Here is a 19,289-nt window from a genome sequence, read left to right on the forward strand (position 1 = left end):
ATCACGGAGCACGACGCGATGAACCCGATCCTCAACGCCGGCCACTACGCGATCCTGACCACCATGCTCGCCCCCGCGCTGCTGATGACAGCCACGGGCTCGATGCTCGTATCTGCCAATGCGCGGCTCGCGCGGGTCGTCGACCGCCTGCGCGCGCTCATCGTCGAATGGCAGCACGTTGCGCCCGATCCTGCGGCGCGGGACCTGCGAGTTCTGCGTCATCGCCGCCGCGCGCACCTGGTGTTGCGTGCGTGCCAGATGCTCTACGTCGCACTCGGCTGCTTCGTCGGCACCAGCCTCACGCTCGCGATCGACGCGTTTCTGCGTTACCACCTCGACGTGTTGCCGACGGTGCTGGCGATTCTCGGCGTCGCGTTCCTGCTCGGCGCGAGCCTGCTACTCGGCATGGAGGTCAGCCTGGCGGTGCGCAGTTTCGACGAGGAGCTGGACCACGAGATCCAGCGTCATCGCACCTAGGTCGCGGGGCGTCCGCGCTTCGCGCGAAAGTATGCGGTGAGCATGCTGCCGGCTTCGTCGGCGAGAACGCCGCCGGTGACGTCGATGCGGTGGTTGTGTCGCGGATCGGCCAGCAGGTCGAACACGCTTCCTGCAGCGCCGGTCTTCGGATCGAATGCACCGAACACGACGCGCGCGATGCGTGCATGGATCATCGCCATCGCGCACATCGCGCAGGGCTCAAGCGTCACGTAGAGCGTCGCGCCGATCAGGCGATGGTTGCCGACCGCCCTGCCCGCTTCGCGCATCGCGACGATCTCGGCGTGCGCGCTGGGGTCATGATCGTTGATGTTGCGGTTGAAGCCGCGGCCGATGACCGCGCCGGATGCATCGACGACGAGGGCGCCGACGGGGATTTCGTCGTGGACGTCGCGGGCGTGCGTCGCAAGGGCGAGTGCTTCGCGGAGGAAGTGTTCGTCGGTGGTGGCCGGGGTGGTCATGCGGTGCGGGGAGTGTTCAAAGGCGTTGCGTCGCGCACCGGATTTTGCGAACTCCCGGCCCGGCCCAGCGGGCCGGGCAATGAACCGCCTGCGAGCCGATGGCTCGCAAGCAGGCGGTTCATTCCCATTCGATCGTGGCCGGCGGCTTTCCGCTGATGTCGTAAACGACGCGCGACACGCCACGCACTTCGTTGATGATCCGGCTCGACACATGACCGAGAAACTCGTGCGGCAGATGCGCCCAGTGCGCGGTCATGAAGTCGATCGTCTCGACGGCGCGTAGCGAGATCACCCATTCGTACGCACGCGCATCGCCGACGACGCCGACCGATCGCACCGGCAGGAACACCGCGAACGCCTGGCTCACCTTGTCGTAAAGATCGTGGCGACGCAGTTCGTCGATGAAGATGTGGTCGGCCTTCGCGAGGATCTCCGCGTATTCCGCCTTCACTTCACCGAGGATGCGCACGCCGAGGCCCGGGCCCGGGAACGGATGGCGGTACACCATCTCGCGCGGCAGCCCGAGTTCGAGGCCGAGGCGGCGCACTTCGTCCTTGAACAGTTCGCGCAGCGGTTCGACCAGGCCGAGCTTCATATGCTCCGGCAGGCCGCCGACGTTGTGGTGGCTCTTGATGACGTGCGCCTTGCCGGTCTTGCTGCCCGCGGACTCGATGACGTCCGGGTAGATCGTGCCCTGCGCGAGCCAGCGCGCGTTCGTGAGCCGCGTCGATTCCTCGTCGAAGATGTCGACGAACAGGCCGCCGATGATCTTGCGCTTTGCCTCCGGGTCGGCCACGCCTTCGAGCGCAGCGAAATAGCGATCGCGCGCGTTGACGCGGATCACGCGCACGCCCATGTGCTCGGCGAACATCGCCATCACCTGGTCGCCTTCCTCGAAGCGAAGAAGTCCGGTGTCGACGAAGACGCAGGTCAGTTGATCGCCGATCGCGCGATGTAGCAACGCTGCTACCACCGACGAATCCACGCCGCCCGATAGCCCGAGAATCACTTCATCGTTGCCGACCTGCGCTCGCACGCGCGCGATCTGGTCTTCGATGATGCCGGCCGCGGTCCAAAGCGTCGCGCAGCCGCAGATGTCGACGACGAAACGCCCCAGCAGCGCCTGCCCCTGCTTCGTGTGCGTGACTTCCGGATGGAACTGCACCGCGTACCAGCGCTTCTCCTCGTTCGCCATCGCGGCGACCGGAATGCGGTCCGTGCGTGCGGTAACCAGGAAACCCGGCGGCGCCTTCGACACGTGATCGCCGTGGCTCATCCACACGTCGAGACGCGGCGGTGCCCCTGGATGATCCTTTAGGTGGCCGAACAACGAATCGGCTGCGACGAGTTCGACGGTCGCGTGCCCGAATTCGCGCGCATCCGCGGCTTCGGTCGCGCCGCCGAGCTGCGCAGCCATCGTCTGCATGCCGTAGCAGATGCCGAGGATCGGCAGGCCCGAGTCGAACACCTGCTGCGGTGCGCGCGGCGCGCCCGGAAGCGTGGTCGATTCCGGCCCGCCGGACAGGATGATGCCCTTCGGTGCGAACGCTGCGATCTCGGCCGGATCGTGGTCCCACGCCCAGATCTCGCAGTAGACGCCGAGCTCGCGCACGCGGCGCGCGATCAGCTGCGTGTACTGCGCGCCGAAGTCGAGGATCAGGATCTTGTCGCTGTGGATGTCGTGCACGCGCTCGGTCTTCCGGTGCGTCCCGGCACGCGGGACGGTGAACTTCGACGGCGCGACATCGCGGCCGTCGACATCGTGTTGCGGCCGCTGCGAACTACGAACGGTAGTTCGGCGGTTCCTTCGTGATCTGCACGTCGTGCACGTGGCTCTCGCGCGTGCCCGCGCTGGTGACGCGTACGAAGTTCGGCTTCTTGCGCATCTCTTCGATCGTCGCGCAGCCGACATAACCCATCGTCGCGCGCAAACCGCCCGCGAGCTGATGGACGACGCCACGCAGCGGGCCGCGATACGGCACGCGGCCTTCGATGCCTTCCGGCACGAGCTTGTCGGCGTCGCTCGCGTCCTGGAAATAGCGGTCCTTCGACCCCTTCTCCATCGCGCCCAGCGAACCCATGCCGCGATAGCTCTTGTAGCTGCGGCCCTGGAACAGTTCGGTCTCGCCCGGCGATTCCTCGGTGCCCGCGAACAGCCCGCCGATCATCACGCTCGAGGCGCCCGCCACGATCGCCTTGCCGATGTCGCCCGAATAGCGGATACCGCCGTCCGCGATCAGCGGAATGCGGTCCTGCAACGCCTCGGCAACCATGTCGACCGCGGTGATCTGCGGCACGCCGACGCCGGCAACGATGCGTGTCGTGCAGATCGAACCCGGCCCGACGCCGACTTTCACCGCGTCCGCGCCGTGGTCCATCAGCGCGAGCGCCGCGTCGCCGGTAACGATGTTGCCGCCGATCACTTGGCACTTCGGGAACTTCGTCTTGACCCACTTCACGCGCTCGAGCACGCCCTGCGAATGGCCATGCGCGGTGTCGACGACGATTACGTCGACGCCGGCTGCAACGAGCGCTTCGATGCGCGCTTCGGTATCACCACCGACACCGACCGCCGCGCCGACGAGCAGTCGCCCGCCCGCGTCATAACCCGCGCTCGGGTTGTCGCGCTTCTTCTGGATGTCCTTGACGGTGATCAGGCCGCGCAGCGCGAATTCGTCGTTGACGACGAGCACCTTCTCGATGCGGTTGCGATGCAGAAGACCGAGTACTTCGTCGTCCGTGGCGCCTTCGCGCACGGTCACGAGCCGATCCTTGCGCGTCATGATGTTGCGCACCGGATCGCCGAGCTGCGTCTCGAAGCGCATGTCGCGACTGGTGACGATGCCGACCAGCTGGCCATTCTCGTCGACCACCGGCACGCCCGAGATATTGCGCGCGCGCGTCAGCTTCAGCACTTCCGCGATGGTCGTATCCGGGCCGACTGTAAACGGCTCGCGGATCACGCCCGCTTCGAAGTTCTTGACCTGCCCGACCTGCGCGGCCTGCTGCTCGACCGACATGTTCTTGTGGATGATCGAGATGCCGCCGAGCTGGGCCATCGCGATCGCGAGGCGGGCTTCGGACACGGTGTCCATCGCCGCCGAAACGATCGGCAGGCGGATGGTGAGGTCACGGGTAAGGCGGGTCGCGAGCGAGACGTCCTTGGGCAGGACTGTCGAGTGCGCGGGGACGAGCGAGACGTCGTCGAAGGTGAGCGCTTCAGCCTGGATGCGCAGCATGGGCGGCCCCGGGAAGATGAAGCGCGTCATTGTACCGCCGCCGCGCTCGCCTTCACAGGCGAATAATTGGAACGCGCCGGCGCGCGGGAGGAGTTCCGAGTTGCCAGCTCTCCGCCAGCACTTCGATCGCCGTCAGGGATCGAGCGCTTCGGCCGCGTCCAGCGTGTTTTCCATCAGCGTGGCGACCGTCATCGGCCCCACGCCGCCCGGCACCGGCGTGATCCAGCTCGCGCGCTGCGCGGCGGCGTCGAAACCGACATCGCCGACAAGGCGGCCGTCGTCCAGCCGGTTGATGCCGACGTCAATGACCACCGCGCCCGGCTTTACCCATTCGCCCGGAATCAGGCCGGGTTTGCCGACTGCGACAACCAGAACGTCCGCGCCGCGCACCGCGGCCTCGAGCGTTTCGACCGGCGTGAATCGGTGGCAGCACGTCACGGTGCAACCGGCGATCAGCAACTCCAGCGCCATCGGCCGGCCGACATGGTTGCTGACGCCGACGATCGTCGCGCTGCGGCCGCGGACGGGCTGGTCGGTATAGCCGAGCAGCGTGGTGATGCCGCGCGGCGTGCACGGCCGCAGCCCGAACTCGCGCAGCACGAGGTGCCCGACGTTCTGCGGATGGAAGCCGTCGACGTCCTTGCGCGGGTCGATGCGGTTGATCAGCGCGGACGCATCGCGACGATCCGGCAGCGGCAGCTGCAGAAGGATGCCGTGGATCGCGGGGTCGGCGTTGAGCCGATCGATCAGTGCGAGCAGGTCGGTGTCCGACGTGTCGGCCGGAAGGTCGTGGTCGACCGCCCGGATGCCCACCTTATGCGCGGCGCGGCGCTTATTGCGCACGTAGACCGACGAGGCGGGATCGTCACCAACGAGGATCACCGCGAGCCCGGGCGCGCTCTTGCCGGCCGCGAGGCGAACGTCGACGCGCGCCTTCAGCTCATCGAGCAGCGTCTCGGCGATGCGCTTGCCGTCGAGGATGCGGGCGGTCGGGCGATCGTCGGTCATCGGCGCGCGGCGTGGGAGCGGGCGCGCATTATCGCCTCAGCCCGCGCAGAACCGGGCGTAGTCGATGTAGCCGGTGAAGGGGCGGCCCGGCGCGCAGACGGCGCAATCGGGGTCGGGCCGAAGCCGTGTTTCGCGAAAGCGCATGGCCAGCGCGTCGAAATGCAGCAGGCGGCCCGCCAGCGGCTCGCCGATGCCGAGCAGCAGCTTGATGGCTTCGGTCGCCTGCAACAGGCCGATCACGCCGGGCAGCACGCCGAGTACGCCCGCTTCCGCGCAGTTGGGCGCGGCTTCGGCGGGCGGCGGTTCGGGAAACAGGCAGCGATAGCACGGGCATTCGCCGCGATGGCGGCCGGCGTCGAACACCGACAACTGGCCCTCGAAGCGATGCACCGCGCCGTAGACGAGCGGCTTGGCGTGGCGGACGCACGCGTCGTTAAGCAGGTAGCGAGCGGGGAAGTTGTCCGCGCCGTCGATGACGACGTCGACGCCATCGAGCAATGCGTCCACGTTCTCGGACGTGACGCGGGCAATCTCACCTTCGATCTTCAGTCGTGGATTGAGCGCCTGCAGCGCAACCGTCGCGGACTCGACTTTCGGCACGCCGACGCGCGCATCGGTATGCAGGATCTGTCGCTGCAAATTGCTGCGATCGACGACGTCGTCGTCCGCGATGCGCAACGTGCCGACACCGGCGGCTGCGAGGTAATACGCGGCGGGCGAACCGAGTCCACCCGCACCAACGACGAGCACGCGCGACCGCTGCAATCGCTCCTGTCCATCCACGCCCACTTCTGGCAGGCGCAGATGCCGCGAATAGCGATCGAAGAAATCGGCATCGCCTTCGGGCTGTGTCAGCGGCAAACCATCCGCGCGCCAGCGACGCGTGCCGCCGTCGACCGAGAACACGTGCGCATAGCCGAGGTCGAGAAGTTCCGCCGCTGCCTTCGCCGAGCGCACACCCGATTCGCAGATCACGCCGATCTCGCGCGTGCGATCCGTGACGGTCGATGCGATGTCCGCGGACGCGCATGCGATCGCGCCGGTTGCCATGCCCGACGCGCGCTCGTGCCGCTCGCGCACGTCGACCAGCACCGCGCCTGCGCGCTGGCGGTCGAGAGCTTCGGACGGAGCGATGGTCGGGATCATGTGTACATTGTCGCGCAATGCGCGACGCGGCTCGCGTCGCGGCCGGAACTACGTGTCGCGAGCGGATTACTTCCGCTTGACGTGCCGGATCAGGCGGCGCTTCTTCGCGACCTGCCGTTCCGACAACGGGTTCTTCTTGCCTTCGTACGGGTTGTTGCCTTCGCGGAAGATGAATCGCACCGGCGTGCCGACGAGCTTGAATCGCTTGCGGAAGAAGTTCTCGAGATAGCGACGATACGTGTCGCTGATCGTGCGAAGCCGCGTGCCGTGGATGATGAAGGTCGGCGGATTGCTTGCACCGGGATGCGCGAACCGCATCTTCGCGACGTGCCCGCGCACCACCGGCGGCGGATTCGTTTCGTAGGCGATCTCGACCGCCTGCGTCACTTCGCTCGTGCTGAACTGGCGCGTGGCCGACGCGTGCGCGCGGTGCACGGCGGCAAACAGTTCGCGCATGCCGGTGCCGTGCTTGGCACTGATGCGCACGGACTCCGCCCACTCCACGAAGCCGAGCTTGCGTGACAGCACGCTCAACGCCTGCTCGCGCTGGTAGTCGGTCAGGCCGTCCCACTTGTTGAGCGCGATGACGAGCGCACGACCCGCGTCGAGCGCGTAACCCAGCACCGTCGCGTCCTGATCGGTAATGCCTTCGGACGCGTCCAGAAGCACGACCGCCACCTGGCACTGTTCGATCGCCGCCAGCGTCTTGAACGCCGAGAACTTTTCGACCGCTTCATCAACGCGCGACCTGCGACGCAGCCCCGCCGTGTCGATCAAACGATAGCGCCGACCGTCGCGCTCCATGTCGATCGACACCGAATCGCGCGTGGTTCCCGGCACTTCGGACGCGATCATGCGTTCCTCGCCCAGCACGCGATTCACCAGCGTCGACTTGCCCACGTTGGGGCGACCGATAAACGCGACACGCACGCGCGTCGGATCGTCATCGAGGATCGGCGTTGCGCCCTCTTCCGGCAGCTTCTCGTAGACGCGCGCGAGCAGCGTGTCGACGCCATGGCGATGCGCGGCGGCGACGGCGATGCTGTCCTGCAGGCCGTATTGCACGAATTCGTTGAGCGACTGCTGCGCGTCGATGCCGTCGGTCTTGTTGACGACGAGCAGCGTCGGACGCCCGATGCGACGCAGCCACGCGACGATCTCGTCGTCCAGCGACGACGGGCCTTCGCGGCCGTCGACCACGAACAGCACGAGATCGGCTTCTTCGGCCGCGGAACGCGCCTGACGTGCGGTGGCGCCTGCAAGGCCTTCGTCCTCGCCCGCGATGCCGCCGGTATCGACCACGGCGAACGGCGGACGGCCTTCCGGGCGTGCGACGCCGTAGTTGCGATCGCGCGTCACGCCGGGCTCGTCATGGACGAGCGCGTCGCGCGTGCGGGTCAGCACGTTGAACAGCGTGGATTTACCGACATTGGGACGACCGACGAGGGCGACGAGCGGGAGCATGGTGCGACCTCGGATGGGCCTGGAAAACGAAACGGGCCGCGCGGTGGCATCGCCACCTGCGCGGCCCGCTGCAAAGGTTACTGCGCGCGGAACGCGGTCAGGCGGCCGTCGGTGTTCTGCACGAGCACGATGCCGTCGGAGACCACCGGCGCCGCGAGGATCGCGTCACCGCCGGCGCGCATGCGGGCGGCGAACGCGCCGTCCGACAGTCGAAGCCAGTGGACATAACCGTCGAGGTCGCCGACGACTGCCGCGTCACCCGCGATCGCGGGGGCCGTGACATCGCGACGCAGGAGCGCCGGCTGCTGCCACAACGCGCCGCCGCTCTGCTTGTCGAGCGCGAACACGCCACCGTCGGCCTCGGTCACTACGACGCGATCGCTGGCGACCGCCGGACGACCCGGGCCGCCGTGCTCGGCGCTCCAGATCGGGCGACCGTTCGGTGCATCGATCGCCGCCGTCGTCTTCTTCATGCTCGTGGCGTACAGGGTGCCGCCTTCGAGCACCGGGGTGCCGTCGACGTCGGCGACGCGCTCGAGCTCGTTGCGGCCTTCCGGCTGCGCGATCGGCAGGCTCCACAGCGGCGTGCCGTCGGTGACCGACAGCATGGTCAGCGTGCCGTCGTCGTTGCCGACGAAGACCACGCCCGGGCCCGGGGCAACGCCGTCGTTGCCGCGCGCGGTGAGCGTCGGCAGATCGTGGTTCCAGAACCAGCGACGCTCGCCGGTGGCGGCGTCGAATGCGGTGACGCGGCCGTCGACCGAGCGCACGAACACACGGCCCTGGTTGATCGTCGGCGCGGCGATGACTTCATTGCCGACTTTCGCGTGCCACTTTTCGGCGCCGGTGGTGGCGTCGAGCGCGATCACTTCACCTTCGAGGCCACCGACAACGACGAGACCTTCGCCGACGCCCGGGCCGCCCGACACCTGAATCTTGGTGTCGTGGTGCCACAAGGCCTTGCCGGTCTGCAGGTCGAGCGCGTAGACGCCGCCCTTCACCGCCGCCGCGTAGACGTGGCCGCCCTCGACGACGGGGCCCTGCTTCAGGCCGAGATGACCTTCGCCACCGCCGACCGAGGTGCTCCACAACTGCGCGATGGTCATCGTCGGCGTGATCGCGACGAGTTCGGTCGGCTTCGCAGCCTTCTTGCTCGAATCCTTGCCACTGAACCAGCCACCGATCGTCGAGCAACCCGAGATCGCAACGAGCGCGGCCGTCAGAAGCGCGGCGCGAACGACGGGACCAGACGGGGAAAAGGTGCGAACGGACTTCATCAAATGGGGCCTCACGGTGTCTGCGACGGGGCGGGCTCGCCACCGACCTGGGTGTACTTGAGTTCGATCAGCTTGCGCTCGGGCGCGCCAACCTCGGTCAGCGCGAGCGCCTTACGGTACGACTCGCGCGCCGCGTCGACCTGACCGAGAGCGAACTGCGCGTCACCGCGGAGCTCGACGGTCGGGCCGTCGTTGGCGGCCAGCGATGCGAGCGCGTCGGCGGCCTTACCCGACTGGATCTGCAACTGCGCGATACGACGCTGCGCGATCGCCCGCAACGACGGGTCGTCCGGCATCGATGCGCGAAGCGTGGCAATTGCGCCCGCCGAATCCTTCGCGTCGGCCTGCGCCTTGGCGAGGCGCAACGCCGCGAGGCTGCGGTAGATGCCCTGCGGCAACGCGTTGACGCGCGATGCGGCCTTGGCGCCGTCGCGATCCACCGCATCGTTCGCAGCCTGGTAGCTGTCGGCCTGCTTCATCCTGGCCTGCGCTTCGCGCTGCTGCCAGAACTTCCAGCCGCCTACTGCGGCCAAGCCGAGGAGGACGCCGCCGATCAGGCCACCGCCGTTACGGCGAAGCCATTCCTGGACGCGCCGGCTCTGTTCGTGTTCGTCGAAAAGTTCGTCGATCGCCATGCTGTCTCGCCCTGCGCCGGGCGCAAGGACCGCTGGAGGACTGGGCCTCGCGCGGTGTCGGCCGGATGATCCGGCCGAATGGCGGAATCAGGGCGCGGACGGCGCGAGGGAACCGTCAGAGGATAACGTAAAGCGCGCGACGTTCGCTCGGATATACGGCGTCAGGTCGACGGGCTGGCCGTGCAGCGTGACCTGTACGGCCGACGCGTTGCCCAGCACGAGGCGCGCGATCTGGTTCGGCTCGACGTCGCGCGACTCACCCGCGTGCAGCAGGCCCTTCTCGACGACGGCCCCGTCGGTGCCGAACAACTGCACCCAGCTGTCACCGCTGACTTCGACGCGCAGCGGCGCGATGGCCTGCGTCGGCTGCGCGATCGGTGCCAGCGAGGCCACCATCGGCGTGCGTGCGGCGGGATCGGCGGCCTGCGCCTGCGAAGGCGAGACATCCAGCGATTCGACCGGCGGGATGCCGTCGGTATGGCTGCGCGTGGCGAGCCAGACCGGCACCACCAGTGCGACGGTCAGCACGGCGTACACCGCCCGGCGCGCGAGGTTCTCGGCGACGTAGCGGTAGCGCGGCACATGGGCGTGGCTGACCAGCGTCGGGATCTGCGTCGTCGTGAACGGACTCGGCAGGGTCTCGTCGTCGATGCAGATGCCCAGCGCGCGGGCGTAGCCGCGGGCCTGGCCCCGAACGAACACGGGCGGACCAAGGCGATCCCAATCGCCGGATTCGAGCGAGGTAAGGACATGCAGCGGAAGCCGCGTCCGTGCCGAAATCTCGGCCAGACTCGATCCGCTCGCTTCACGTGCCCGCTTCAAACGCTCGCCGGCGGCAGTGCCGGCCGAGTGCGTAGTCGTCATCATTTTTCCCCAACGGGACGGGAGTCCGGGGGAAACTCCGTCCGCAGGCGTTGACCGTAGCGCGCGGCTGCAGCCGTGTCGCCGAGGGATTGTTCAATCTGTGACGCGAGCTGCAACGTTTCCGCGTCCGCCGGGCCGGCGGCGAGGCGCCTTTCGATGAAAGCGCGCGCTTCCATCGCATGCCCGGACGAAAGCTGGATGCGCGCGAGGGTCTGCAGCGCCAAGGGATTGGCCGGCGCGACCGCGAGCGCCTGGCGTGCGTCCTTCTCGGCGCGGGCACCCTGCCCGGCCTGCAACGCACACGCGGCGGCATTCGCGAGCGCGGAGTCCGGCGTTTCGTAGCCCTGCGCGACCGCGGCGCGATCGAACCAGTCCAGCGATGCCGCGGCCTGCCCGTTCGAGCACAGCCAGATGCCGTAGTTGTTGAGCAGCGCGCCGCGATCCGGGGCGAGCTCGGCGGCGCGCTTGTGATGCGGGCCGGCTTCACCGCTGCGCCCAAGCATGTCCAGCCCGAGCGCAAGAAGACTATGCGCGTCGACGGAATTCGGATCGGCCTTGAGCGCGCGCGACGCGGCGTCGACGGCGCCTTGCGCGTTGCCGCTGACCAGTCGCGACTGCGCGACCTGCGTCATCGTGTACGCGGTATCGCGCGCGTTGTTCTTGGGATCGATGTGGACTTCCGGCGCGATCTGCTCGTAGTGACCGCGACCGGTGTCCTGTCGGATGAAGGTGAGACGACTGCAGGCGGATGCGAAGACGAGCGACCCGAGAACCACCAGGATCGTCGTCGCCTTCAACAACTCACGCTGCGGCATCACCACGCTCCTTTTGAGCCAGTTGCTTGCGGAATTCCGCGTTGCGACGCGTGCGATCCATCACCTGGCCCTTCAACTGGCCGCAGGCCGCGTCGATGTCGTCGCCGCGCGTGCGGCGCACCGGCGCGATCATGCCGGCTTCGTTGAGCAGCTTCTGGAACGCACGAATCGCCTGGTCCGTGGGGCGCTCGAAACGCGTGCCCGGGAACGGGTTGAACGGAATGAGGTTGACCTTCGCCGCGCCCTTCATCTGCACGGAGCGATCGAACGCCTTCATCAGCTGCACGAGCTGGCGCGCATGTTGCGGCTGGTCGTTGACGCCCTTCATCAGCGTGTATTCGAAGGTGACCGACGTGCCGGGCTTGCGCAGCGCGTAACGCACGCAAGCATCCATGAGCATTTCGATCGGGTACTTCTTGTTGAGCGGTACGAGTTCGCTGCGCAACTCGTCGTTCGCCGCATGCAGCGACACCGCGAGCGATACGTCGCTGAGTTCGCCGAGCTTGTCGATCATCGGCACCATGCCGGCGGTCGACAGCGTGACGCGCTTGTTCGCGAGGCCGTAGCCGAGGTCGTCGCGCATGATGCTCATGGCGCGCACGACGTTGTCGAAATTCGCCAGCGGCTCGCCCATGCCCATCATGACGACGTTGGTGAGCTTGCGCTGCTGGTGCGGCACGTTGCCGAGATGCCGCGCCGCGACCCAGACCTGGCCGATGATCTCGGCGGTCGACAGGTTGCGGTTGAAGCCCTGCGTCGCAGTCGAACAGAACTGGCAGTTGAGCGCGCAGCCCACCTGCGAGGACACGCAGAGCGTGCCGCGCCCCTTATCCGGGATGTAGACCGTCTCGATCGCGTTCTTCGGGTCCATGCCGAGCAGCCACTTGTGCGTGCCGTCCTCGGAGGCCTTGTCGAACACCACCGACGGCGCATGGATGTGCGCGTGCTGCTCCAGCTTGGCGCGCAGCGCCTTGCCGAGGTCGGTCATGTCCGCGAAATCGGTGACGTAGCGGTGGTGGATCCACTTCATCACCTGGTGCGCGCGATAACGCTTCTCGCCCAGCACCTGCTCGAAGAAGTCTTCGAGCTGCACGCGTTCGAGGTCGAAGAGGTTCGTCTTCTTCGACCCCGACGCGGCGACCGCCACGTCCGCGCGCGCAGCCGCGCTCGTCGCCACGGCGGGTGCCGTTTCGATGAGCGTTGCGTCGATGTTGCGCGGCGTGTCGGTCATTTCACTCACTTCAAATCAGCGTGCGGAGACTTCGGTCTGCGCGAAGAAGTACGCGATCTCGATCGCGGCGTTCTCCAGGCTGTCCGAGCCGTGCACAGCGTTGGCGTCGATGCTGGCGGCGAAGTCGGCGCGGATCGTGCCCGGCGCGGCGTCCTTCGGATTGGTGGCGCCCATCAGCTCGCGGTTCTTGGCGACGGCGTTGTCGCCTTCGAGCACCTGGATCATTACCGGGCCAGACACCATGAACTCGACGAGCGCGTTGAAGAACGGGCGCTCGCGGTGGACGGCGTAGAAACCTTCCGCTTCCTGGCGCGAGAGCTGCTTCATCTTGGCGGCGATGACCTTCAGGCCGGCCTGCTCGAAGCGGGTATAGATCTGGCCGATCACGTTCTTGGCGACCGCGTCGGGCTTGATGATCGAAATCGTGCGCTCCAGCGCCATGTGAATCTCTCCGGGTTGGCGGGCGCGATCTGTCTCGACGCCCAAGATAACAAGAAAAACCCGCGTAGTTACGCGGGTTTAGCCGAACTGGCAGCCGTAGATTCTACGCGTTCAGGCCCTATCGATGAAAGCGGCGGGAACCTCCGGCCGCTGGACCATTGACCCCCGTATGGTCCGGGTCTACCATCAAACAAGCGTTTGATTCGGTAGTGCTCATGTCCACCCCCGCTCCCTTCTCCACCAAGGACCGCATTCTCGGCGCTGCCGAGGAGCTGTTCGCCCAGTACGGCTTCGCCGGCACCTCGCTGCGGCAGGTCACCAGCCGCGCGGACGTCAACATCGCGGCCGTGAACTACCACTTCGGCAGCAAGGAGAACCTCGTCAACGAGGTCTTCCGTCGCCGCATGGACGAGATGAGCGAGCGTCGGCTGGATGCGCTGAAGGTTGCGGTTGCGTCCGGCACGAGCGATCTCGAACCGATCCTCGGCGCGTTCGTCGAGCCCGCGCTCGCGATGGCGCAGGACCGCCACGGCGGTGCGTCATTCATGCGCGTCATCGCCCGCGCCTACGCCGAGAAGAACGACGCGCTGCGCAAGTTCCTGTCCGACCACTACGGCCACGTGCTGCGCGAGTTCGCCAAGGCGATCTCGACCGTGGTGCCGGAGCTGACGAAGGAAGAGCTGTACTGGCGCCTGGACTTCCTCGCCGGCGCGCTGACCTACGCGATGTCCGATTTCGGCCTCATCAAGCGGCCTTCGGGCACGTCCGAGGCTGCCCACCGTGCCCGAGCGGCGCGGGAACTGATCCGTTTCGCCGCCGCCGGCTTCCGCTGCCGTCCGGCTGAAATTTCCTGATTTCCCCAACCCGGGACCGAATCGACATGTCGAAGAAACTGCTCGTCCGCCGCGCCGCCGTGCTGGGTGCCGGTGTCATGGGAGCGCAGATCGCCGCGCACCTCACCAACGCCGGTGTCGACACCGTGCTGTTCGACCTTCCCGCGAAGGAAGGCGACCCCAACGGCGTGGTGACCAGGGCGATCGCGAACCTCGCCAAGCTCAGCCCTGCCCCGCTTGCCGACAAGGCGCTCGCCGAGCGCATCACGCCGGCGAACTACGAGACCGGCCTGGAGCTGCTGCGCGGCTGCGACCTGGTGATCGAAGCGATCGCCGAACGCATGGACTGGAAGCAGGATCTCTACAAGAAGATCGCGCCGTTCGTGCCGGCGCATGCGGTGCTAGCGAGCAACACGTCGGGCCTCGGCATCAACGCGCTCGCCGGCGTGCTGCCAGAAGAGATGCGCCATCGTTTCCTCGGGGTGCACTTCTTCAATCCGCCGCGCTACATGCATCTCGCCGAGCTGATTCCGGCGACGACGACCGACGCGGAAGTCTTGGAAGGTCTCGAAACCTTCCTGACCACCACGCTCGGCAAGGGCGTCGTGATCGCGAAGGACACGCCGAACTTCATCGGCAACCGCATCGGCGTGTTCTCGATGCTGGCCGCGATGCACCACACCGAGCGCCTCGGCCTCGGCTTCGACACCGTCGATTCGCTGACGGGCCCGGCGATCGGCCGCCCGAAGTCGGCGACGTACCGCACCGCGGACGTCGTTGGCCTCGACACGATGGCGCACGTCATCAAGACGATGGCGGACACGCTGCCCGACGACCCGTGGCATGCCTTCTTCAAGGCACCGGCGTGGCTGACCGGCCTCGTCGAGAAGGGCGCGCTGGGCCAGAAGACCGGCGCCGGCTTCTACACCAAGCGCGGCAAGGACATCCTTGTTCTGGACGTCGCGGCGCGCGATTACCGGCCGACTGCGGGTGATCTGGATCCGGACGTCGCAGCGATCCTCAAGGAGCGCGACCCGGCAAAGAAGTTCGCCGCGCTGCGCGCGAGCGACAACCCGCAGGCGCAGTTCCTGTGGTCGGTGTTCCGCGACACGTTCCATTACAGCGCCTTCCATCTGCAGGACATCGCCGACACCGCGCGCGACGTCGACTTCGCGATGCGCTGGGGTTACGGCTGGTCGCAGGGCCCGTTCGAGACGTGGCAGGCCGCGGGCTGGAAGCAGGTCGCGCAATGGATCGCGGAAGACGTCGCCGCGGGCAAGACGATGGCGAATGCGTCGCTGCCGGCTTGGGTCGCATCGCGCGATGGCGTGCACGAGGCAACGGGCAGCTTCAGCCCGGCGCAGAACGGCGCGGTCGCGCGGTCGTCGAACCCCGTCTATGCGCGCCAGCGTTTCCCCGACGCGCTGCTCGGCGAGAAGTTCTCGCCCGGCAAGACGCTGTTCGAGAACGACGGCCTGCGCCTGTGGGCCGACGAGGACGACATCGCGGTCGTCAGCTTCAAGACCAAGTTGCACACGGTGTCCGACAAGGTGCTCGACGGTCTGCAGGAAGCGATCTCGATCGCCGAGCGCGACTTCGGCGGGCTGGTGATCTGGCAGCCGAAGGAACCGTTCTCCGCCGGCGCCGATCTCGCCGGTGCGCTCGGCCTGCTGCAGGCCGGCAATGTCGCCGGCTTCGAAGCGATGGTCGAGAACTTCCAGCGCACCAGCCAGCGCATCAAATATTCGCTGGTGCCGGTGGTCGCGGCGGTGCGTGGCCTCGCGCTCGGTGGTGGCTGCGAGTTCCAGATGCATGCGGCGCGCACGGTGTTCGGGCTTGAGAGCTACGTTGGCCTCGTCGAAGCCGGTGTGGGCCTGCTGCCTGCAGGTGGCGGCCTCAAGGAGTTCGCAGTGCGCGCGTCGCAGGCTGCCGGCCCGGGCGGTGACGTGTTCGCGCATCTGAAGGCGCCATTCGAAAGCGTCGCAATGGCCAAGGTGTCGACGTCCGCGTTCGAGGCTAAGTCGCTGAAGCTCGCGCGCGAAAGCGACACCGTGACGTTCAACAGCCACGAGCTGCTGCACGTCGCCAAGGCGCAGGCCCGCGCGCTGGCCGAAGGTGGCTATCGCCCGCCACTGCCGGCACGCAACGTCGTCGTCGCGGGTGACGTCGGCATCGCGTCACTGCAGATGATGCTGATCAACATGCTCGAAGGCATGTTCATCTCCGCGCACGACTACGAGATCGCGACGCGCATCGCCACCGTCATGTGCGGCGGCATGGTCGATCGCGGTTCCGTCGTCGACGAGGAATGGCTGCTCAAGCTCGAGCGCCAGCACTTCGTCGAGCTCGCGCAGATGGAAAAGACGCAGCAGCGCATCGCGCACATGCTGCAGACCGGCAAGCCGCTGCGGAACTGAGGTTCGAAGGCACGTCCTTCCGAATCCCCTTCGACCTCGAACCGAGAAAAACAGACATGAGCAAGCAGATTCAGGACGCCTACATCGTCGCCGCCACCCGCACGCCGGTGGGCAAGGCCCCGCGCGGCGTCTTCCGCAACACCCGCCCCGACGACATGCTCGCGCACGTGCTGCGCAGCGTGGTCGCGCAGGCGCCGGGCATCGACCTCGGCCAGATCGACGACGCCATCATCGGCTGCGCGATGCCCGAGGCCGAGCAAGGCATGAACGTAGCGCGCATCGGCGTGCTGCTGGCCGGCTTGCCGCACACCGTTGCCGCGCAGACCATCAATCGTTTCTGTTCGTCAGGCCTGCAGGCCGTCGCGCTCGCTGCCGACCAGGTGCGTCTCGGCAATGCCGATCTGATCCTCGCGGGCGGCACCGAGTCGATGTCGATGGTGCCGATGATGGGCCACAAGATCGCGCTCAATCCGCGCGTGTTCTCGAAGGATGAGGACCAGATCGCGATCGCTTACGGCATGGGCATCACCGCCGAAAACGTCGCCAAGGAATGGAACATCTCGCGCGAAGCGCAGGACGAGTTCGCCGTCGCGTCACATCGCAAGGCGCTGGCTGCGATCGCGAACGGCGAGTTCCGCGACGAGATCACGCCGTACGAAGTCGTGTCGCACGTGCCCGAGCTCGCGGGCAACACGATCCAGCTGCGCAAGCGCCTGATCGACACCGACGAAGGCCCGCGCGCGGATACGTCGATGGAGGGCCTCGCCAAGCTCAGGCCGGTGTTCAAGAACGGCCAGTTCGGCGGCTCGGTCACTGCCGGCAACGCGTCGCAGATGAGCGACGGCGCGGCGGCGGTGCTGATCGCGTCGGAATCGGCGATCAAGCAGTACGGCCTCACGCCCCTCGCCCGGTTCGTCAGCTTCTCGGTCGCCGGCGTCCCGCCGCACATTATGGGCATCGGCCCGAATGCGGCGATTCCGAAGGCACTGAAGCAGGCCGGCCTGACGCGCGATCAGATCGACTGGATCGAACTCAACGAAGCGTTCGCCGCGCAGGCACTGGCGGTGATCAAGGATTCGGAACTCGATCCGTCCAAGGTCAACCCGCTCGGCGGCGCGATCGCGCTCGGCCATCCGCTCGGCGCGACCGGTGCCGTGCGCACGGCGACCATCGTGCACGGCATGCGTCGTCGCCAGCAGAAGTACGGCATGGTGACGATGTGCATCGGCACGGGCATGGGCGCTGCGGGGATTCTCGAAGCGGTGTGACGTTGTCGTGCGGCCTTCGTGCCGCGTCGATGAAAAAAGGGCGGCTCGTTGCCGCCCTTTTTCGTGTTCGCGATGATTACGCGTTGCACGCGATGAACTTGCCCTTGGCGTCGCGGCAGCTGGCCTTCTTCGCCGGCGCGGCCTTCGCGCACGCGACGAACTTGCCCTTCGTGTCGCGGCACTGGGCGGACGTCGCCTTGGGTGCGCTTGCATGAGCTGTCGTCGGCGCAGGCGCGGCCGCGACGGAGAAGCTGACGGCGAGCAGGCAGGCGGTGGCGGTGAGCAGGCGCATGGAGACTCCGATCGTGATTGGCGGATCGCCACGGTCCAGCATCCGCCGGTTGCGCGTCCGGCGGCGTTGCCGGCGCATTACCGATCCGTCATGAACGCGGCGTCGTTCGGCGATCCTTCCAAGCGTCTTTCGCCCCGGCCCACCAATAGCTCGCCTGTGCGGCGGCGAAGCCGAACGGCTTGAACGCCGGCTGCAGGCCGTAACGCGCGAGATGGCGGTAATGCGTATCGCCTTCCGCGATCGCAGACGCAACGAGTTCACCCGCAGCCGTTGTCGGCGCAACACCATGCCCGCCGAACGCCTGCGTAATCCACAGGCCAGGCTCGGCCTCCATGACATGCGGCATCTCGTGCGGCGCGTAGCTCATCAGACCCGACCAGGCGTAGTCGATGGCGGCGCCGCGAAGCTGCGGAAACACGCGCAGCATGTCGCCGACGAGGAGCTTCTCGACCTCGCCCGGCGCGCGGTCGCGGACGGAGATGCGTCCACCCCAGAGCAGCCGCATGTCTGGCAGCGGGCGGTAGTAGTCGAACGCGAAACGCGTGTCGTACACCGCAGCCTGCGTGCGCAGCACGTCTTGCATGCGGTCGCCGAGTGGCTCCGTGACCATCACATACGTGGCGATCGGCAGCACGGCAGCGTCAACGCGACGACGCAACTTCGCGAGGTAGCCACCGCAGGCCAGTACTACTGTCCGTGCGCGAACTTCGCCGTTCGGCGTGCGCACATGCCAACCCGCGCCGTCCTGATCGAGTGTAAGCGCTGGCGTCGATTCGTGGATTCGAACACCCGCGTCTTCCAGCACGCCGGCGAGCCCGCGCGCGTAACGCAGCGGATGGAAGTGGAATGCGGCGCCTTCGTAAAGGCCTCCGGAGTAGCGCTCGCTCACGATGCGACGACGAATTTCTTCGCGGTCGAGCCACGCCCAGTCGATGCCGTACTGACCTGCAAGCAGCGACTGCCGCGCCTTCAGCGGCGCCGGATCACCGAACCAGTTCGCCCAGATCACGCCGCCGTCGACGACGTCGCAGGCGATGCGGTAGTGGTCGATGCGTGACCGGATGCTGCGGACGGCGTCGAGCGTCCAGCCGTAGACGTCTCGCGCGACGTCTGGGCCGAGGTCCGCGAGCAGCCGATCCTCGCCGCGCGAATAGCCGCCGAATACAAAGCCGCCATTGCGACCGGACGCGCCGTAGCCGACATGCTTGGCTTCGAGCAGAACGACGTCGCGATTTCCGCGCTCGACGAGCCCGAGCGCTGTATTGAGTCCCGCAAAACCGCCGCCTACGACGCAGACGTCGCAGTCGATGGGCCCCGACAAAGGTCGTGCTGCCGGCGGCGGGCCGGCACTCGCGTTGTAGTAATCGCCTGAATATCGCGGCATCGCGCCAGCGTGGCGCGAC

18 protein-coding genes are annotated in these 19,289 nt (G+C 67.2%); 4 read left to right on the top strand and 14 right to left on the bottom strand.

Features of this window, described 5'->3' with window-relative positions; genetic code table 11:
* Positions 1 to 18 precede the first annotated feature (18 nt).
* On the top strand, positions 19 to 477 hold the full coding sequence (locus ACVWZN_RS05245; protein WP_027082191.1) for a DUF2721 domain-containing protein: 459 nt from the start codon (positions 19 to 21) through the stop codon (positions 475 to 477).
* On the opposite strand, the gene tadA is transcribed toward ACVWZN_RS05245, so the two are convergent.
* From tadA to ndk, 12 genes are all read right to left on the bottom strand, one after another.
* Positions 474 to 956 carry a tRNA adenosine(34) deaminase TadA gene (gene tadA / locus ACVWZN_RS05250; RefSeq protein ID WP_456952903.1) on the bottom strand — a complete coding sequence of 161 codons (483 nt, stop codon included), beginning with the start codon at positions 954 to 956 and terminating at the stop codon, positions 474 to 476. The genes ACVWZN_RS05245 and tadA overlap by 4 nt on opposite strands.
* 118 nt (positions 957 to 1,074) lie before the next feature.
* Complete coding sequence (guaA, locus tag ACVWZN_RS05255) at positions 1,075 to 2,643, bottom strand: glutamine-hydrolyzing GMP synthase (protein ID WP_456952904.1); 1,569 nt, start codon at positions 2,641 to 2,643, stop codon at positions 1,075 to 1,077.
* 94 nt (positions 2,644 to 2,737) lie between these two features.
* Positions 2,738 to 4,195 carry an IMP dehydrogenase gene (gene guaB, locus ACVWZN_RS05260; protein WP_456954718.1) on the bottom strand — a complete coding sequence of 486 codons (1,458 nt, stop codon included), beginning with the start codon at positions 4,193 to 4,195 and terminating at the stop codon, positions 2,738 to 2,740.
* A 132-nt stretch (positions 4,196 to 4,327) separates the two neighbouring features.
* Positions 4,328 to 5,203 (bottom strand): bifunctional methylenetetrahydrofolate dehydrogenase/methenyltetrahydrofolate cyclohydrolase FolD, encoded by an 876-nt coding sequence (gene folD / locus ACVWZN_RS05265; protein WP_456952905.1) that lies wholly within the window; start codon positions 5,201 to 5,203, stop codon positions 4,328 to 4,330.
* A 36-nt stretch (positions 5,204 to 5,239) separates the two neighbouring features.
* Positions 5,240 to 6,367, bottom strand: coding sequence for a molybdopterin-synthase adenylyltransferase MoeB (gene moeB / locus ACVWZN_RS05270; protein WP_456952906.1), 1,128 nt, complete (start codon positions 6,365 to 6,367; stop codon positions 5,240 to 5,242).
* Positions 6,368 to 6,415: 48 nt separating this feature from the next.
* Positions 6,416 to 7,813, bottom strand: a complete 1,398-nt coding sequence (gene der, locus ACVWZN_RS05275) for a ribosome biogenesis GTPase Der (protein ID WP_456952907.1) — start codon at positions 7,811 to 7,813, stop codon at positions 6,416 to 6,418.
* A gap of 77 nt (positions 7,814 to 7,890) precedes the next feature.
* Positions 7,891 to 9,090: an outer membrane protein assembly factor BamB gene (gene bamB / locus ACVWZN_RS05280; protein ID WP_456952908.1), complete on the bottom strand. Its 1,200-nt coding sequence runs from the start codon at positions 9,088 to 9,090 to the stop codon at positions 7,891 to 7,893.
* Positions 9,091 to 9,101: 11 nt separating this feature from the next.
* Positions 9,102 to 9,725: a YfgM family protein gene (locus ACVWZN_RS05285; RefSeq protein WP_456952909.1), complete on the bottom strand. Its 624-nt coding sequence runs from the start codon at positions 9,723 to 9,725 to the stop codon at positions 9,102 to 9,104.
* Positions 9,726 to 9,812: 87 nt separating this feature from the next.
* Complete coding sequence (locus ACVWZN_RS05290; RefSeq protein WP_456952910.1) at positions 9,813 to 10,589, bottom strand: helix-turn-helix domain-containing protein; 777 nt, start codon at positions 10,587 to 10,589, stop codon at positions 9,813 to 9,815.
* Complete coding sequence (gene pilW, locus ACVWZN_RS05295) at positions 10,589 to 11,404, bottom strand: type IV pilus biogenesis/stability protein PilW (RefSeq protein ID WP_456952911.1); 816 nt, start codon at positions 11,402 to 11,404, stop codon at positions 10,589 to 10,591. Before pilW ends, ACVWZN_RS05290 begins: the two co-directional genes overlap by 1 nt.
* Entirely contained in the window at positions 11,391 to 12,635 is a 1,245-nt protein-coding gene (rlmN, locus tag ACVWZN_RS05300; protein ID WP_456952912.1) for a 23S rRNA (adenine(2503)-C(2))-methyltransferase RlmN, read from the bottom strand. The genes pilW and rlmN overlap by 14 nt, the downstream gene beginning before the upstream one ends.
* Before the next feature lie 15 nt (positions 12,636 to 12,650).
* Positions 12,651 to 13,076, bottom strand: coding sequence for a nucleoside-diphosphate kinase (ndk, locus tag ACVWZN_RS05305; protein ID WP_027082179.1), 426 nt, complete (start codon positions 13,074 to 13,076; stop codon positions 12,651 to 12,653).
* 215 nt (positions 13,077 to 13,291) lie between these two features.
* On the opposite strand from ndk, the gene ACVWZN_RS05310 reads away from it, so the two are divergent.
* The 3 genes from ACVWZN_RS05310 to ACVWZN_RS05320 are packed head-to-tail and all read left to right on the top strand — an operon-like array spanning position 13,292 to position 17,594.
* Positions 13,292 to 13,930 (top strand): TetR/AcrR family transcriptional regulator, encoded by a 639-nt coding sequence (locus tag ACVWZN_RS05310; RefSeq protein WP_456952913.1) that lies wholly within the window; start codon positions 13,292 to 13,294, stop codon positions 13,928 to 13,930.
* Positions 13,931 to 13,956: 26 nt separating this feature from the next.
* The gene (locus tag ACVWZN_RS05315; protein ID WP_456952914.1) at positions 13,957 to 16,326 is read left to right on the top strand and encodes a 3-hydroxyacyl-CoA dehydrogenase/enoyl-CoA hydratase family protein; all 2,370 of its coding nucleotides are present in this window, start codon (positions 13,957 to 13,959) and stop codon (positions 16,324 to 16,326) included.
* Between the two features lie 56 nt (positions 16,327 to 16,382).
* Positions 16,383 to 17,594 (top strand): acetyl-CoA C-acyltransferase, encoded by a 1,212-nt coding sequence (locus ACVWZN_RS05320; RefSeq protein WP_456952915.1) that lies wholly within the window; start codon positions 16,383 to 16,385, stop codon positions 17,592 to 17,594.
* A gap of 76 nt (positions 17,595 to 17,670) precedes the next feature.
* Here the strand turns inward: ACVWZN_RS05320 and ACVWZN_RS05325 are convergent, their stop codons facing one another.
* On the bottom strand, positions 17,671 to 17,964 hold the full coding sequence (locus tag ACVWZN_RS05325) for a hypothetical protein (RefSeq protein WP_456952916.1): 294 nt from the start codon (positions 17,962 to 17,964) through the stop codon (positions 17,671 to 17,673).
* A 10-nt stretch (positions 17,965 to 17,974) separates the two neighbouring features.
* A complete protein-coding gene (locus ACVWZN_RS05330; RefSeq protein ID WP_456952917.1) occupies positions 17,975 to 19,270 on the bottom strand; it encodes an NAD(P)/FAD-dependent oxidoreductase in 1,296 nt (431 codons plus the stop codon).
* Positions 19,271 to 19,289: the final 19 nt, after the last annotated feature.

This window comes from Lysobacter sp. HA35, assembly GCF_054061195.1.